Origin of the sequence: Methylobacterium hispanicum (assembly GCF_022179285.1) — a bacterium.
Lineage (GTDB): Bacteria > Pseudomonadota > Alphaproteobacteria > Rhizobiales > Beijerinckiaceae > Methylobacterium > Methylobacterium hispanicum.
The window spans coordinates 26,983-41,397 of record NZ_BPQO01000013.1 but is presented as its reverse complement, the minus strand read 5'-3'; the positions used below and the strand labels follow the sequence as shown (position 1 = coordinate 41,397).

Genomic DNA, 14,415 nt, shown 5'->3' with positions numbered 1-14,415 from the left:
GCCCTGCCGGACGCTCGGTCGGCCCCGCCGTGCTCAGCGGCGGGCTTCCCGCGTCGTCTCGCGGGCGCTGGCCTTCTGCACCCGGGCCTTCTCGCCGCTGTGACTGGCGATGAGCGCGCCGAGATGCTGCTGGTCGAGCCCGCGGGCGGGCGCGGCGACCGCGGCGGCCGGACGCTCGGCCTCGCGCGGCGCGATCGAGCCGGTCGTGGTCGGCTCGGGGATGGCGGTCGCGCGGGCGACCGCCGTCGGCTGCTCGCGCTGGACGCGCAGGGCCCAGTGGGCGGCGGTGGAGAGGGCGGCGATCGCCAGGATCGCCTTGATCCCGCCGGTGAGGAGGCGTCGCATGGTCGTCAGGCCCGAAGAAACGCGGTGGCACGCGGCCGGTTCCCCGGCCCACCTTTATCCTTACCGGGCGACGTGAACGAAGCGACAAGGGCCGGTCCGGCACCTGTCCCGGAACGGGTCAGGCCAGGCGGACGGCCTGGGAAATCTTGTGGGCCATGCGCCGGATCCGCGGTTCCTGTTCCCCGCGCCTCCGACACCCCTGCAGCCGCCCGGCCCACTGGGTCTCACGGGAGCGGCCCAGAGAACTGGTCCGGACCGCCCCGTCACTGCCGACCCCGCTACCATGCCGGCCCGAGCGGGCTCGCGAAACCTTCAGGCGCATCGGCCACGGGGACCGCCGATGTAGAGGGCGGGCGGGCGCCAAGCAACCGCGGCGATCCGTCCTCCCGCCCGCCTGCGCCGCATGGACCCGCTTGGCGATCGCGCGGCACCGCGGCGGGGCGCCGTCTCACCGCGTCAGCGCGTAGATGTTCACCTCGAGCTTGTCGTCGGCGCCGTCCGCGAGGTCGGTGACGTATTCCTCGACGAAGCGGTCCTGGACCATGATGTCCTTGGCGTCGAGGTAGGCGGTCAGCGTCTCGTAGGTGCCGTCGATGCTCTCGTAGGAGCCCTTGTGCGAGAAGCGCAGGGCCTTGCCGGAGGGCGTGGTGCCGAAGCGCAGCTCGCCGTCCGGGGCCCGCTCAGGCGCCTGGGCGACCGGGATCATCGCCTCGTACTGGAAGCCGTCGTCGTCGGTGCGGGTGAAGACCGCGATCGGCCGGCCGGCCGGGGCGATGCCGGCCTTGGCGAGGTCGGCCTCGATCCGGGCGAAGCTCTGGCGCAGGCTCTGGGGCGCTTCCTCCCACTTCGCCTTGCCGGCGAGGATCGCGGCGGGCTTGGCCGGCAGCGAGACCTCGTCGACGTCGCTCGCGTCGCCGGGCGTCTCGACCAGCGTCGGGCGCGCGGAGGCCGCGTTCGGCCGCGTGTCCGCGGGCGGCACGGCCGGGGGCGTCAGCGCCTTCTCGGGCTGCGGCGCGGCGGAGCGCTCCGGGTCCTGGGGCGGGTTCGGCGCCGTGGTGGTCGGCAGCGGGTTCGTCTGCGCCGGGGACGGCGCGGTCGAGGGCGGCGGCGGGGGCTGCTGCTGCGCGAGCGCCGGCTGGGCGAGGACGAGGGCGGCGAGCAGCGTGGGGCGAAGGCCGATCAAGGGTACGCTCCGGCAGGGAAGGTCCAACCCGTCCCGGTTGCGAATCGTCCGGGCCTGGCCGCGCAAGGTAGTGACGAACCGGCGCTCCCGCGAGGGCAGGAAAGCCGCGCAGGGCCGCTTCCCGCCCGGCCCCCTCGCGCCGGGGAGCCGGGTTTGCCATATAGCCCGCGGATCCCGCCCCCGCATCCGAGACACCCGCCCCGCAGACGGCATGAGCGCACTCGCGAATCGACGTTTCCTGAAGATGCACGGCGCCGGCAACGCCATCGTGGTGCTGGACCTGCGCGGCAGCCAGCACCGCGTCGCGCCCGAGGAGGCGCGGGCCATCGCGGCCGATGCCGGCTCGCGCTTCGATCAGCTCATGGTCGTGCACGATCCCGTGAGCCCCGGCACCGACGCCTACATGCGGATCTACAACACCGACGGCTCGGAATCGGGTGCCTGCGGCAACGGCACGCGCTGCGTCGCCTACGCGATGTTCGACGACCCCGCCATGGCGCGCCCCGCCGAGGGCGGCCGCCTGACCCTGGAGACGGTGGCGGGCCGGGTCGGCGTGCGGCGCGTGGCCGAGCGCGCCTTCACGGTCGACATGGGCCGGCCGCGGCTCGCCTGGGACGAGATCCCGCTGGCCGAGCCCTTTCCCGATACCCGCCGGATCGAGCTGCAGATCGGCCCGATCGACGATCCGGTCCTGCACTCCCCGGGCGTCGTGAACATGGGCAACCCGCACGCGGTGTTCTTCACCGAGCGCGACCCGGACAGCTACGACCTCGCCCGGTTCGGGCCGCTGCTGGAGAACCACCCGATCTTTCCGGAGCGGGCCAACATCTCGGTGGCGCAGGTGACGGGGCGCGACACGATCAAGCTCCGGGTCTGGGAGCGGGGCGCAGGCCTGACGCTCGCCTGCGGCACGGCCGCCTGCGCCACGGTGGTGGCGGCCTCGCGCCTGCGCATGGTCGGGCGCCACGCGACGGTCAGCCTGCCGGGCGGCGACCTCGTCATCGAGTGGCGCGCCGACGACCACGTGCTGATGACCGGCCCGGTCTTCCTGGAGGCGGAGGGCACCTTCGCGCCGGAGCTGTTCGCCGGGGCCGCCTGATGGCGGTCGAGACGCTGACCTTCGGCTGCCGGCTCAACACCGTCGAGTCGGAGGCGATGCGCGCGGCAGCCGGCGCGCATCCAGGCGACCTCGTCATCGTCAACACCTGCGCGGTGACGGAGGCCGCCGGACGTGAGGCCCGCAAGGCCATCCGGCGGCTGCACCGCGAGCGGCCGGCCGCGACGATCGCGGTCACGGGCTGCGGCGCGCAGGTCGAGACGGCGGCCTACGCGGCGATGCCCGAGGTGGCGCGCCTCGTCGGCAACGCCGAGAAGCTCGATCCCGCCGCCTGGGCCGCCGCGCCCGCGCGGGACGTGTCCGACGTGATGGCGGCGCGCGCCGCCGCGCCGACGCGGATCACCGCCATGGCCGGGCATACCCGCGCCTTCTTGGCCGTGCAGAACGGCTGCGACCACCGCTGCACCTTCTGCGTCATTCCGTTCGGGCGGGGGAACTCGCGCTCGGTGCCGGTGGCGGAGGTGGTCGCGCAGGTCGCCCGCATCGTCGAGGCGGGCGGGCGCGAGGTGGTGCTGACCGGCGTCGACCTCACCGCCTACGGGCGCGATCTCGGGGATCTCAGCCTGGGGCGCCTCGTGCGGGCGATCCTCGCCGGGGTGCCGGATCTGGCGCGGCTGCGCCTCTCCTCGATCGATTCCGTCGAGGCCGACCCGGAACTGGTGCGGGCCTTCGCCGAGGAGGCGCGGCTGATGCCCCATCTCCACCTCTCGCTCCAGGCCGGCGACGATCTCGTCCTCAAGCGGATGAAGCGGCGGCATCTCCGCGCCGACGCGATCCGCTTCTGCGCCGAGATCCGGCGCCTGCGGCCCGACACCGTGTTCGGCGCCGACCTGATCGCCGGCTTCCCGACGGAGACCGAGGCGCAGTTCGTCCGCTCGCTCGACCTCGTGGCGGAATGCGGGCTGACGCACCTGCACGTCTTCCCCTACTCCGCCCGCCCCGGCACGCCCGCCGCCCGGATGCCGCCGGTGGCTCCGGACGTGATCCGGGAGCGCGCGGCGCGGCTGCGGGCGGCGGGCGCGGCGGCGCTCGCCCGCCACCTCGACGGCGAGGTCGGCCGCACGCACCGGGTGCTGGCCGAGCGCGGCGGTACCGGCCGCACGGAGGGCTTCACGCCGGTCCGCCTCGCGGCCGAGCCCGGCACGCTCCACACCGTGACGATCGCCGCTCACGACGGCCGCGCACTGATCGCGGCCTGAGGTCATGGGATCCCAAAGGGCCCGAGGCCCTTTGGCGGGGTCCGGGGCGCGCAGCCCCGGGATCGGCTTCCTCGTCCTGGCAGAGCCAGGGCGAGGAAGCCGACAGCAGGGCTCTGCCCTGCACCCGCCAAAGGTCTCGACCTTTGGAATCCAGAACTTATTCGCGCCAGCCGCAGCCCGTGAGGGCCGACCGCATGTGCTGCGGGGCTGGCGCCTCGGCCCGGATCGCGTCGCGCTTCGGGTAGAGCGGGATCGCGAGCGCGCGGGCATGGAGATGCAGCACGCCGTCGCGCGGGCCGCCGCCGTAGATCGGGTCGCCCAGGATCGGCCAGCCGGACTCGGCGCAGTGCACGCGGAGCTGGTGCGTGCGGCCGGTGACGGGCTTCAGCTCCAGCCAGGTCCGGCCGGCCGCCGGGTCGCGCCCGAGCACGCGCCAGTGCGTCAGCGACGGGTCGCCCGCCGGGTCGGCCTTCATCCACCACGAGCGCGGATCGGGCGAGCGCCGGGCGAGCGCGAGGTCGATGCTCCCGGCCTCCGCATCCGGACCGCCGACCACGACCGCCCAGTAGGTCTTCTCGATCGCCGAGCCTGCGAACAGCTTGCCGAGCCGGGCCAGCGCCTTGGCGTGGCGCCCGAGCGCGAGGCAGCCGGAGGTGTCGCGGTCGAGGCGGTGCACGGCCTCCGGCCGGCGCGGCAGGCCGAAGCGGAGCGCGTCGAGATGGTCGGTCAGGGTCTCGCCGCCCTTCGGCCCCGGATGCACCGGCAATCCCGCCGGCTTGTCGATGACGAGCAGCAGGGCATCGCGGTAGAGCAGGCGCGCGCCTATGTCAGGCAGGATCGGGGCGGACATCTCTCCCCGCTAGACCATTCCGGCGCGCCGGGACACCGGGCGCCAGCAAGGACGTGACGATGAGCGAGGACAAGCCGGGCTGGTTCGGACGCCTGTTCGGGCGGAAGGGCGCCGAGAAGGCGTCGGAGCCGCCCGCGGAGGAGACGCCGTCGCCGGACGAGGCGGCCTCGCTGGTCGATCCGGCCTCGCCCGCGGAGGGACATCCCGACTTCGCCACGGCGGCCGACGACGTCGCGCACGTGCCCCTGCCGCCGGAGGAGCCCGCGCCCGAGGCCCCTGCACGCAACACGGTGCCGGACGTCGTCGAGGGCGCCGACCTCATGCCGATCGAGGGACAGGAGGAGCGCCCGCCCGCCGGCACCGCGGGCGACGACCCGGCGCGCGGTGCCGAGCCCGCCGACACCACCTCCCAGGCGCGGGAGCCCAAGACTGGCGAGCCCGAGACCGGCGAGCCTGAGAGCCCGGACGAAGACCCGGCCTCCGTCCCCGACATCCAGCCGGTCGATGCGGCCGCCGCGCTCGCCTTCGACGCCGGGGCCGAGCCGCAGCGCGAGCCGGAGGCCCGCGGCTGGTGGAGCCGCCTCACGTCGGGGATGAAGCGCACCTCGTCGAACCTCTCGGAGCGGGTCACCGGGCTCTTCACCAAGCGCAAGCTCGACGCCACCACCCTGGAGGATCTGGAGGACGCCCTGATCCAGGCCGATTTCGGCGTCGAGACCGCGACCCGGATCTCCGACGCCGTCGGCAAGGGCCGCTACGAGAAGGGCATCTCGCCCGACGAGGTCCGGGCCATCCTGGCGACCGAGGTGGAGCGGGCGCTCGATCCGGTGGCGCAGCCGCTCGTCATCGACGCGTCCAGGAAGCCCTACGTCATCCTCTGCGTCGGGGTGAACGGGGCCGGCAAGACCACCACGCTCGGCAAGCTCTCGCTGAAGTTCCGGGCGGAAGGGCGCTCGGTGATGCTGGCGGCCGGCGATACCTTCCGGGCCGCGGCGATCGACCAGCTCAAGGTCTGGGGGGCGCGCACCAACACGCCGGTGATCAGCGGGGCGCAGGGCGCGGACGCGGCGGGCCTCGCCTTCGACGCGCTGAAACAGGCGCGGGAAGCCGGCACCGACGTGCTCCTCATCGACACCGCCGGCCGGCTCCAGAACAAGGCCGGGCTGATGGCGGAACTGGAGAAGATCATCCGGGTGATCCGCAAGTTCGATCCCGAAGCGCCGCACGCGACGCTGCTCGTGCTCGACGCGACGGTGGGCCAGAACGCGCTGAGCCAGGTCGAATTGTTCTCGCAGGCAGCACCCGTCTCGGGGCTGGTGATGACGAAGCTCGACGGCACGGCGCGGGGTGGCATCCTGGTGGCGCTCGCCGCGAAGTTCGGCCTGCCGGTGCACTTCATCGGCGTCGGCGAGGGCGTGGAGGATCTGGAGCCTTTCGCGGCCCGGGATTTCGCCCGGGCGATCGCCGGGCTGGAGAAGGCGTGAGCCGCACCGCGCTCTCCCTCCCCCCTCTGCGGGGGAGGGTGGCACGCGAAGGGTGACGGGAGAGGGGAACGACGGTGCAGAATGGGGCTTTGCCCTGGATGAAGGCTGCACCTTTTCCGGGAGCGGGGGGCCCCTCTCCCGACCCCTGCTGACACAGGGGCCACCCTCCCCCGCAGAGGGGGGAGGGAGAGCTGCGCGGCCTTCGGCCGGTCAGCCTCCGAACAGCCCGCGCAGCTTCGCCAGGAAGCCGCCCTGCTGCGGCTTCGCCTTGCCCGCCACCTCCGTGGTCGTCGGGATCCGCGCCCCGCCATCCGCCTTGCGCGGCGCCTGGACCAGACCGAGGGCGGCCGTGTCCGTGGTCTCGCGGTCGATCAGGATGAGGCCACCGGTCTCGCGGTTCTCCGCGTAGGCGTCGAAGGCCACCGGCCGATCGAGGGTCAGCGTCACGTCGGCGATGTCGTTGGCCGTGAGCTGCTCGGCGGGACCCGGCTGGCCCGTCTCCGGATCGATGCGGGTGCGGATCGCCGTCACGGTCGCGTTGGTCGTCACCGTGCCGATCTTGGCGAGCAGCGCCGCGCCCGGCGCCAGCGGGCTCTCGGAGGCCCAGAACAGGCGGACATCCAGTGTGTCCGAGACCTGCATCGGCCGGTCGGTCGCCGCGATCACGTTGCCGCGGGACGCGTCGACCTGATCGGCGAGCACCAGCGTCACCGACTGATCCTCGCCCGCGACCGCGAGGTCGCCGTCCGCCGTGTAGATGCGGGCGACCGTCGAGGTCCGGCCGTTCGGCGCGATCGTGACGCTGTCGCCCGGACGCACCTGGCCCGACGCGATGCGGCCGGAATAGCCGCGGAACTCGGAATCCGGCCGGTTCACCCACTGCACCGCCATGCGGAAGGGGGCGGCCAGCGCCTCCTCGTGCACCGGCACGTCCTCGAGATAGGAGAGCAGCGTGCCGCCCGCGTACCACGTGGCGGCGGTGCCCGGCAGCACGACGTTGTCGCCGTTCTTGGCCGAGAGCGGGATCGCCCGCACTTCGGCGAAGCCGAGATTCTTCGTGAAGTCCGTGAAGCCCGCCAGGATCTCCTCGAACTTCGTCTGCGACCAGCCGACGAGGTCCATCTTGTTGATGGCCAGAGCGATGCGCTTGATGCCGAGCATCGAGACGAGGAGCGCGTGGCGGCGCGTCTGCCGGGTCAGGCCCTGGCGGGCATCGACCAGGATCACCGCGACGTCGGCGGTCGAGGCGCCGGTCGCCATGTTGCGGGTGTACTGCTCGTGGCCGGGGGTGTCGGCCACGATGAAGGAGCGCTTCTCGGTCGAGAAGAAGCGGTAGGCCACGTCGATGGTGATGCCCTGCTCGCGCTCGGCCTGCAGGCCGTCCACGAGGAGCGCCAGATCCATCTCCTGCCCCTGCGTGCCGTGCCTGCGCGAGTCGCGCTGCAGGGCCGAGATCTGGTCGTCGAAGATCTGCTTGGTGTCGTGCAGCAGGCGCCCGATCAGGGTCGACTTGCCGTCGTCCACCGAGCCGCAGGCGATGAAGCGCAGCACTTCCTTGCGCTGGTGGGCGGCCAGGAAGGCCTCGTAGCCGAAGGCCTCCGGTGACTGGTGGATCGTCATCAGAAATAGCCCTCCTGCTTCTTGCGCTCCATGGCGCCCGCTCCGTCCTTGTCGATGACCCGGCCCTGCCGCTCCGAGGTGCGGGCGGCCAGCGTCTCGCCGATGATCTCAGGCAAGGTCGCGGCCGGGCTCTCGACCGCGCCGGTCAGCGGGTAGCAGCCGAGCGTGCGGAAGCGGACCCGGCGCATCTGCGGGGTCTCGCCGGGGTTGAGCGGCAGGCGCTCGTCGTCGACCATCAGCAACTGGCCGTCGCGCTCCACCACCGGCCGCTCCTTGGCGAAGTAGAGCGGCACGATCGGAATGTTTTCCTGCTCGATGTAGAGCCAGATATCGAGCTCGGTCCAGTTCGAGAGCGGGAAGACGCGCAAGCTCTCGCCGCGCTTCTTGCGCATGTTGTAGAGGTGCCAGGGCTCGGCGCGCTGGCGCTTCGGGTCCCAGCGGTGCTGCGCGGTGCGCAGGGAGACGATGCGCTCCTTGGCGCGGCTCGCCTCCTCGTCGCGCCGCGCCCCGCCGAAGGCCGCGTCGAACTTGTGCTGGTCCAGCGCCTGCCGCAGGGCCTGCGTCTTCATCACGTCGGTGTGGACCTCGGAGCCGTGGCTGATCGGCCCGACGCCGCGGGCGAGCCCGTCCGGGTTGGTGTGGACCAGGAGATCGAGGCCCAGTTCCTTCGCGCGCTGGTCGCGGAAGGCGATCATCTCGCGGAACTTCCAGGTCGTGTCGACGTGGAGCAGCGGGAAGGGCAGCTTGCCCGGCGCGAAGGCCTTCAGCGCCAGGTGCAGCAGGACGGACGAGTCCTTGCCGATCGAGTAGAGCATCACCGGGTTCTCGGTCTCGGCGACCGTCTCCCGGAAGATGTGGATGCTCTCGGCCTCCAGGCGCTGCAGATGCGTCAGCCGGTCTTGGGCGAGGTTGCGACTCGGCGCGGCATTCACCGCTTGGGCGGCGCTCATCGGGCCATCTCCAGATTGCGTTGGGTCTCTGTGGTCGCGGATTGCGGTTCGAACACGGCGGCTTCGCGGCCGGGCTCGACGTTCGCGTCGGGCGAGCCGGCCGTCCGGCCGACATGCAGGCCGCACTCCTTCTTCTCTTCCTGCTCCCACCACCAGCGGCCGGCGCGCTCGCTCTCGCCGACGCGGATCGCGCGGGTGCAGGGCGCGCAGCCGATCGACGGGAAGCCGCGGTCGTGCAGCACGTTGTAGGGCACGTAGTTGTCGCGCACGAAGCGGTCGACGTCCTCGCGCGACCAGTCCGCCAGGGGATTGAGCTTCAGGAGGTCGCGCTCGGCATCGTAGGCGGCGAGCGGGGTCGCGGCGCGGTTGGCCGACTGGCCCGCGCGCAGGCCGGTGAGCCAGCCGGCAGCGCCCTTCAGGGCGCGGGCGAGCGGCTCGACCTTGCGGAAGCCGCAGCAGGCCTGCCGGGCGGCGACCGAGTGGCGGAAGCCGTTGATGCCCTCCTCGGCCACGAAGCGCTCCTCGGCCTCGCGCTCGGGCGCGTAGGCGCGGATGCGGATGCCGTAGGCCGATTCGGTCTCGGCCCAGACGTCGTAGGTCTCCGGGTAGAGCCGGCCGGTATCGAGGGTGACGATCTCGGTCCGTCCCTTGGCCAGCGCGATGGCGTGGGTCAGCACCTGATCCTCGATGCCGAGGCTCGTGGTGAAGACCAGCCGGCCCGGCACCTCCGCCTCGATCAGGTGGATCCGACCGGGCAGGTCGCGCTCCTTCAGGGCGGCCGCGAGGGCGTCGGCGGCCTGTGGGTTGAGCAGGGTCATGGGTGTTCGGCGCAAAACTGCGGTTGTGTGAGGGTTGAGATGTTCGCTATAACGAACGAAGTCAAGGCGGGGCGGCTTTGCGCGGCGCGCATTCGCCCCGGCGGCGGGGGATAGCGGCGCAACGGTCCGGAGACGGGTTCGGTTGCCGCCACAAGGAAGATCCTTCTCAATCCCGCGTCGTCCCACCCGCCCGCACGTCACGCCGGAGGTCCCGTGGATTCGATCGATCTGAAGATCCTCGCCCTGCTCCAGACGGACGCGACCCTCTCGATCGCCGCGATCGGCGAGCGCGTGGGCCTGTCGCAGACGCCCTGCTGGAAGCGCATCCAGCGCCTGGAGGCGGACGGCGTCATCGACCGGCGCGTGGCGGTGCTCGATCCTGTGAAGCTCGGGCTCGGCCTCACGGTCTTCGTCTCCATCGAGACGGCCGACCACTCGAAGGACTGGCTGGAGCGCTTCGCCGACACCGTCTCGGCGATGCCGGAGGTGCTGGAATTCTACCGCATGGCCGGCGACGTCGATTACATGCTGCGGGTCGTCGTCGCCGACATGGCCGCCTACGACACCTTTTATAAGAAGCTCATCGCGACCCTGCCGCTCAAGAACGTCACCTCCCGCTTCGCCATGGAGAAGGTGAAGTCCACCACCGCCCTGCCCCTGCCCGCTCCACCGACGCACGGCCGGCATCTGCCCGGGACCGCGCCGACTCTGGCGGTGGTTGGAGAATAATATTTTCTTCTGCAACGCAACAGCAGACGGCTTCTTCTCTTCCTGCGTGGTTCTGTAAAAAGAACGTTCCCCGTTGACAGAAGCCTCGCGTACGACGACATGGTCACCTGATGTCACGCCAAGCCATACTCCCCCGCACCGCGCCCTTCGCCGACAACGAGCGCGCCAGCCTCGACGCGGTGCTCGGCGCCGCGACGCCCATCCAGCGCGCCTGGCTCGCGGGCTTCCTCGCCGGCCTCGACGCCGCGGGCGGCCAGCCCGCCGCGGCGCCGGCCGCCCCCCCGAAGGCCGCCGAGCCGCTGACCGTCCTGTTCGCCAGCGAATCGGGGAACTCGGAGAAGCTCGCGGGCGACGTCGGCAAGCTCGCGCGCAAGCAGGGCTTCAAGCCGAAGGTGGTGGATTTCGCCGACCTCGACCTCGCGACCCTGCCGAAGGCCGGCAAGATCGTGGCGATCGCCGCGACCTGGGGCGAGGGCGAGCCGCCGGCCCGCGCGGTGCGGGCCTACGGCGAGCTGATGGGTGACGCGGCGCCCCGCCTCGACGGCGTCGAGTTCGCGGTGCTGGCGCTCGGCGACACGAGCTACGCGGAGTTCTGCGCCATCGGCAAGGCGCTCGACGCTCGGTTCGAGGCGCTGGGGGGCAAGCGCGCCGCGGAGCGCGCCGACCTCGACCTCGACTTCGACAAGCCTGCCGCCGACTGGATCAAGGCGACGCTCAAGGCGCTGGCACCTGCGCCCGCCGACAACGTGGTGGCGGTCGATTTCGCCCGCGCGGGCGGGGCCGAGGACGAGGATGCCGAGCCGAGCCGCGAGCCCTACCTGGTCGAGGTGGTCGAGCACGTGAACCTCAACTCCTCGCGTTCCGACAAGGAGACGATCCACCTCGCGCTCGCCTTCGAGGAGGGCGCGCCGGCCTACGAGCCGGGCGACTCCCTCGAGATCTACCCCGAGAACGATCCGCAACTCGTGGACGAGATCCTCAAGGCTGCCGGCCTCGAGGGCGACGAGGCCTTGCGCAAGGCGCTGCTCTCCGAGCGCGACATCACCACGCTCTCGGCCGCCACGATCGAGCGCTTCGTCAAGGCGACCGGCCACGCCGACGCGCAGAAGCTCATCGACAGCGGCGAGGCCCGCGCCTGGATCGAGGGGCGCCAGCTCATCGACCTGATCGAGACCTACCCGGCCAAGCTTACGGGCGAGCACCTCGGCGCCATCACCCGGCCGCTGCCGCCGCGGGCCTACTCGATCGCCTCCTCGCGCAAGGAGGTCGGCGACGAGGTCCACCTGACGATCGCCGCCGTGCGCTACCAGACCCACGGGCGCGCCCGCTCCGGCGTCACCTCGGTGCACGTGGCCGACCGCATCCGCGACGGAGCCAAGCTGCGGGTGCGGCTGAAGCCCAACCGCCATTTCCGCCTGCCGCAGGATCCCGCCACCGACATCATCATGGTCGGGCCCGGTACGGGCGTGGCGCCCTTCCGCGCCTTCGTGCAGGAGCGCCGCGCGACGGAGGCTTCCGGGCGCTCCTGGCTGTTCTTCGGAGACCGCCAGTTCACCCACGACTTCCTCTACCAGCTCGAGTGGCAGGAGGCCCTGGAGGACGGTTCGCTGACCAAGATCGACGTGGCCTTCTCGCGCGACCAGCCGGAAAAGATCTACGTGCAGGACCGGATCACCCAGCACGCCGCGGAGCTGGTCTCCTGGCTCGACGGGGGCGCGCATCTCTACGTCTGCGGCGATGCCAAGAACATGGCGCGCGACGTGCGGGCCGCCGTGGTGAAGGCCTACGAGACCACGAAGGGCCTGAGCCCGGCCGACGCCGAGGCGCAGGTCGCGACGCTGGAGCGCGGTCACCGCTACCAGCAGGACGTCTACTGAAGACCGGAACGCCCGCCCCCGGCGCGGGTACATCCTGTTGCGGAGGCGGATGCCCCCGCCGCGGGAGCAGGGAGCGAACCTCCCGAACAGCACGCTCCACGCTCTCCCCCGCCCGCGGGCTCAAGGCCCCGGCGAGGGAGAGATTTACGCTTTCGACGATATTGGATTCGTTCCATGGACGACCACAGCCCCCGCGACGCCGCCGAGACCCCGGCCGAGCGCACCTACGAGACGCCCCCGACCGAGCGCCCGATCACCGATGCGGAAGCCGCGCGCGCGGCCGCACTCTCGGCCAACGAGCACATCAAGATCGCCAGCGGGTACCTCCGCGGCACGCTCGCCGACGGCCTCCTCAAGCATGCCACCGGGGCGATCTCGGAGGATGACGGGCAGCTCGTGAAGTTCCACGGGATGTACCTGCAGGACGACCGCGACATCCGGGCCGAGCGCACCCGGAAGAAGCTCGACAAGGCCTACAGCTTCATGATCCGCCTGCGCATCGCGGGCGGCGTGGTGACGCCGAAGCAGTGGCTGATCCTCGACGACATCGCCCGCACCTACGCGGGCAACGCGCTGCGCGCCACGACGCGCCAGACCTTCCAGTACCACGGCGTCATCAAGTCGAACCTCAAGCGCACGATGGCGGCGATCGACGCGGCGCTGCTCGACACGATCGCGGCCTGCGGCGACGTCAACCGCAACGTGATGGCGGCCACGAACCCGGCCCAGGCCGGCGCGCACCGGGAGGCCCTGAAGCTCGCCAAGGACATCTCCGACTCGCTCCTGCCGAAGACGAGCGCGTGGCGCGAGATCTGGCTCGACGGCGAGCGCGTGGTCGGCGGCGAGGACGCGGCCGAGATCGAGCCGGTCTACGGCCGGACCTACCTGCCCCGGAAGTTCAAGACCGTGGTGGCGGTGCCGCCCTCGAACGAGGTCGACATCTTCGCCCACGACCTCGGCTTCATCGCGATCCTCGACAAGAAGAACAAGCTCACCGGCTGGAACGTCACGGTGGGCGGCGGCATGGGCATGACCCACGGCGAGACCGACACCTTCCCGCGCACCGCCGACGTGATGTGCTTCGTGGAGCCCGCGGACGCCCTCAAAGCGGCGGAAGCCGTGATGACGGTCCAGCGCGACTGGGGCAACCGCAAGAACCGCAAGAACGCGCGGCTCAAGTACACGATCGAGCGCTACGGCCTCAAAGCCTTCCGGGCCGAGGTCGAGAAGCGCGTCGGCAAGCCGCTCGCCGACCCGAAGCCCTTCACCTTCACGGGCAACGGCGACCGCTACGGCTGGGTCGAGGGCGAGGACGGGCGCCACCACCTCACGCTCTACGTGCCGTCCGGCCGGATCAAGGACGTCGAGGGCGGGCCGCAGTTCCTGTCGGGCTTCCGCCGCATCGCCGAGGTGCACGAGGGCGATTTCCGCCTCACGGGCAACCAGAACGTGATCATCGCCAACGTGCCGGCGGCCAAGAAGGCCGAGATCGACGCGCTGGTGGCCGAGTACGGCCTCACCAACGGCGCGGGCGCGCTGCGCCGCAACGCGCTCGCCTGCGTGGCGCTGCCGACCTGCGGCCTGGCGCTCGCCGAGAGCGAGCGCTACCTGCCGGATCTCGTCTCGGAGCTCGAGGAGAGCCTGGCGAGCCACGGCCTCGCGGACGAGGACATCACGATCCGCTCGACCGGCTGCCCGAACGGCTGCGCCCGGCCCTTCATCTCGGAGATCGGCCTCGTCGGCCGCGGGCCCGAGCGCTACCACCTCTATCTCGGCGCCGCCTTCGACGGCTCGCGGCTGAGCAAGCTCTACCGCGAGGACGTCCAGGCCTCGGAGATCCGCGGCATCCTCGACCCGCTGTTCGCCGACTACGCGAAGAACCGGCAGCCGGGCGAGCATTTCGGCGACTTCGTCATCCGCGCCGGCCATGTGGCCAAGACGACGAACGGGCCGGACTTCCATGACCGGACGGGCGCGCTGAAGCCCGCCGCCTGAGACGGTTTCCGGTTGGTGGGTTCGGTCCAACGCATCGTCTCGGAACGAAGCGCGGGTCCCCTCTCCCATAGGGAGAGGGACAGGGTGAGGGGTATGAGGCTGCCGGAGGTGGCGCCGTACTGAATGCGCGTCGATGGCGTGCTCAGTCCTGTCAGGTCATACCCCTCACCCCGACCCTCTCCCTATGGGAGAGGGAGGCACGGCGCGGTTCACCGCACGCCGCCGAACCGATCAACCGGAGGCCGCCT

The 14,415-nt window shown here is 71.7% G+C and carries 12 protein-coding genes; 6 read left to right on the top strand and 6 right to left on the bottom strand.

Features of this window, described 5'->3' with window-relative positions; translation table 11 throughout:
• Positions 1-33 precede the first annotated feature (33 nt).
• Both MFF56_RS15770 and MFF56_RS15765 read right to left on the bottom strand, forming a co-directional pair.
• Complete coding sequence (locus MFF56_RS15770) at positions 34-345, bottom strand: hypothetical protein (protein ID WP_066926397.1); 312 nt, start codon at positions 343-345, stop codon at positions 34-36.
• A 448-nt stretch (positions 346-793) separates the two neighbouring features.
• Positions 794-1,528 carry a GyrI-like domain-containing protein gene (locus MFF56_RS15765; protein ID WP_238230357.1) on the bottom strand — a complete coding sequence of 245 codons (735 nt, stop codon included), beginning with the start codon at positions 1,526-1,528 and terminating at the stop codon, positions 794-796.
• A gap of 211 nt (positions 1,529-1,739) precedes the next feature.
• Between MFF56_RS15765 and dapF the strand changes: the two genes are divergently transcribed.
• Positions 1,740-2,627 (top strand): diaminopimelate epimerase, encoded by an 888-nt coding sequence (dapF, locus tag MFF56_RS15760; protein ID WP_238230355.1) that lies wholly within the window; start codon positions 1,740-1,742, stop codon positions 2,625-2,627.
• On the top strand, positions 2,627-3,844 hold the full coding sequence (mtaB, locus tag MFF56_RS15755; RefSeq protein WP_066923866.1) for a tRNA (N(6)-L-threonylcarbamoyladenosine(37)-C(2))-methylthiotransferase MtaB: 1,218 nt from the start codon (positions 2,627-2,629) through the stop codon (positions 3,842-3,844). Before dapF ends, mtaB begins: the two co-directional genes overlap by 1 nt.
• Before the next feature lie 157 nt (positions 3,845-4,001).
• Here mtaB and MFF56_RS15750 read toward each other — a convergent pair whose 3' ends face one another.
• A complete protein-coding gene (locus tag MFF56_RS15750) occupies positions 4,002-4,694 on the bottom strand; it encodes an RluA family pseudouridine synthase (protein WP_066927420.1) in 693 nt (230 codons plus the stop codon).
• Between the two features lie 59 nt (positions 4,695-4,753).
• Between MFF56_RS15750 and ftsY the strand changes: the two genes are divergently transcribed.
• Positions 4,754-6,178, top strand: a complete 1,425-nt coding sequence (ftsY, locus tag MFF56_RS15745) for a signal recognition particle-docking protein FtsY (protein ID WP_066927418.1) — start codon at positions 4,754-4,756, stop codon at positions 6,176-6,178.
• 210 nt (positions 6,179-6,388) lie between these two features.
• Here ftsY and cysN read toward each other — a convergent pair whose 3' ends face one another.
• From cysN to MFF56_RS15730, 3 genes are read right to left on the bottom strand one after another with little or no spacing between them, the layout of a single operon-like run.
• Entirely contained in the window at positions 6,389-7,798 is a 1,410-nt protein-coding gene (gene cysN, locus MFF56_RS15740; RefSeq protein ID WP_066924253.1) for a sulfate adenylyltransferase subunit CysN, read from the bottom strand.
• On the bottom strand, positions 7,798-8,748 hold the full coding sequence (cysD, locus tag MFF56_RS15735; RefSeq protein WP_066924251.1) for a sulfate adenylyltransferase subunit CysD: 951 nt from the start codon (positions 8,746-8,748) through the stop codon (positions 7,798-7,800). The genes cysN and cysD overlap by 1 nt, the downstream gene beginning before the upstream one ends.
• A complete protein-coding gene (locus tag MFF56_RS15730; RefSeq protein WP_066924249.1) occupies positions 8,745-9,566 on the bottom strand; it encodes a phosphoadenylyl-sulfate reductase in 822 nt (273 codons plus the stop codon). Before MFF56_RS15730 ends, cysD begins: the two co-directional genes overlap by 4 nt.
• A gap of 213 nt (positions 9,567-9,779) precedes the next feature.
• Here MFF56_RS15730 and MFF56_RS15725 point away from each other — a divergent pair, with 213 nt between their 5' ends.
• From MFF56_RS15725 to MFF56_RS15715, 3 genes are all read left to right on the top strand, one after another.
• Positions 9,780-10,295 carry an Lrp/AsnC family transcriptional regulator gene (locus MFF56_RS15725; protein WP_066924247.1) on the top strand — a complete coding sequence of 172 codons (516 nt, stop codon included), beginning with the start codon at positions 9,780-9,782 and terminating at the stop codon, positions 10,293-10,295.
• A gap of 110 nt (positions 10,296-10,405) precedes the next feature.
• Positions 10,406-12,172: a diflavin oxidoreductase gene (locus tag MFF56_RS15720; RefSeq protein ID WP_066924245.1), complete on the top strand. Its 1,767-nt coding sequence runs from the start codon at positions 10,406-10,408 to the stop codon at positions 12,170-12,172.
• A 174-nt stretch (positions 12,173-12,346) separates the two neighbouring features.
• Positions 12,347-14,167, top strand: coding sequence for an NADPH-dependent assimilatory sulfite reductase hemoprotein subunit (locus tag MFF56_RS15715; protein WP_066924243.1), 1,821 nt, complete (start codon positions 12,347-12,349; stop codon positions 14,165-14,167).
• Positions 14,168-14,415: the final 248 nt, after the last annotated feature.

Coding starts and splice junctions, on each gene's coding strand:
- MFF56_RS15770 (WP_066926397.1), bottom strand. CDS start 345: ATGCGACGCCTCCTCACCGGCGGGATCAAGGCGATCCTGGCGATCGCC.
- dapF (WP_238230355.1), top strand. CDS start 1,740: ATGAGCGCACTCGCGAATCGACGTTTCCTGAAGATGCACGGCGCCGGC.
- mtaB (WP_066923866.1), top strand. CDS start 2,627: ATGGCGGTCGAGACGCTGACCTTCGGCTGCCGGCTCAACACCGTCGAG.
- MFF56_RS15750 (WP_066927420.1), bottom strand. CDS start 4,694: ATGTCCGCCCCGATCCTGCCTGACATAGGCGCGCGCCTGCTCTACCGC.
- ftsY (WP_066927418.1), top strand. CDS start 4,754: ATGAGCGAGGACAAGCCGGGCTGGTTCGGACGCCTGTTCGGGCGGAAG.
- cysN (WP_066924253.1), bottom strand. CDS start 7,798: ATGACGATCCACCAGTCACCGGAGGCCTTCGGCTACGAGGCCTTCCTG.
- cysD (WP_066924251.1), bottom strand. CDS start 8,748: ATGAGCGCCGCCCAAGCGGTGAATGCCGCGCCGAGTCGCAACCTCGCC.
- MFF56_RS15730 (WP_066924249.1), bottom strand. CDS start 9,566: ATGACCCTGCTCAACCCACAGGCCGCCGACGCCCTCGCGGCCGCCCTG.
- MFF56_RS15720 (WP_066924245.1), top strand. CDS start 10,406: ATGTCACGCCAAGCCATACTCCCCCGCACCGCGCCCTTCGCCGACAAC.
- MFF56_RS15715 (WP_066924243.1), top strand. CDS start 12,347: ATGGACGACCACAGCCCCCGCGACGCCGCCGAGACCCCGGCCGAGCGC.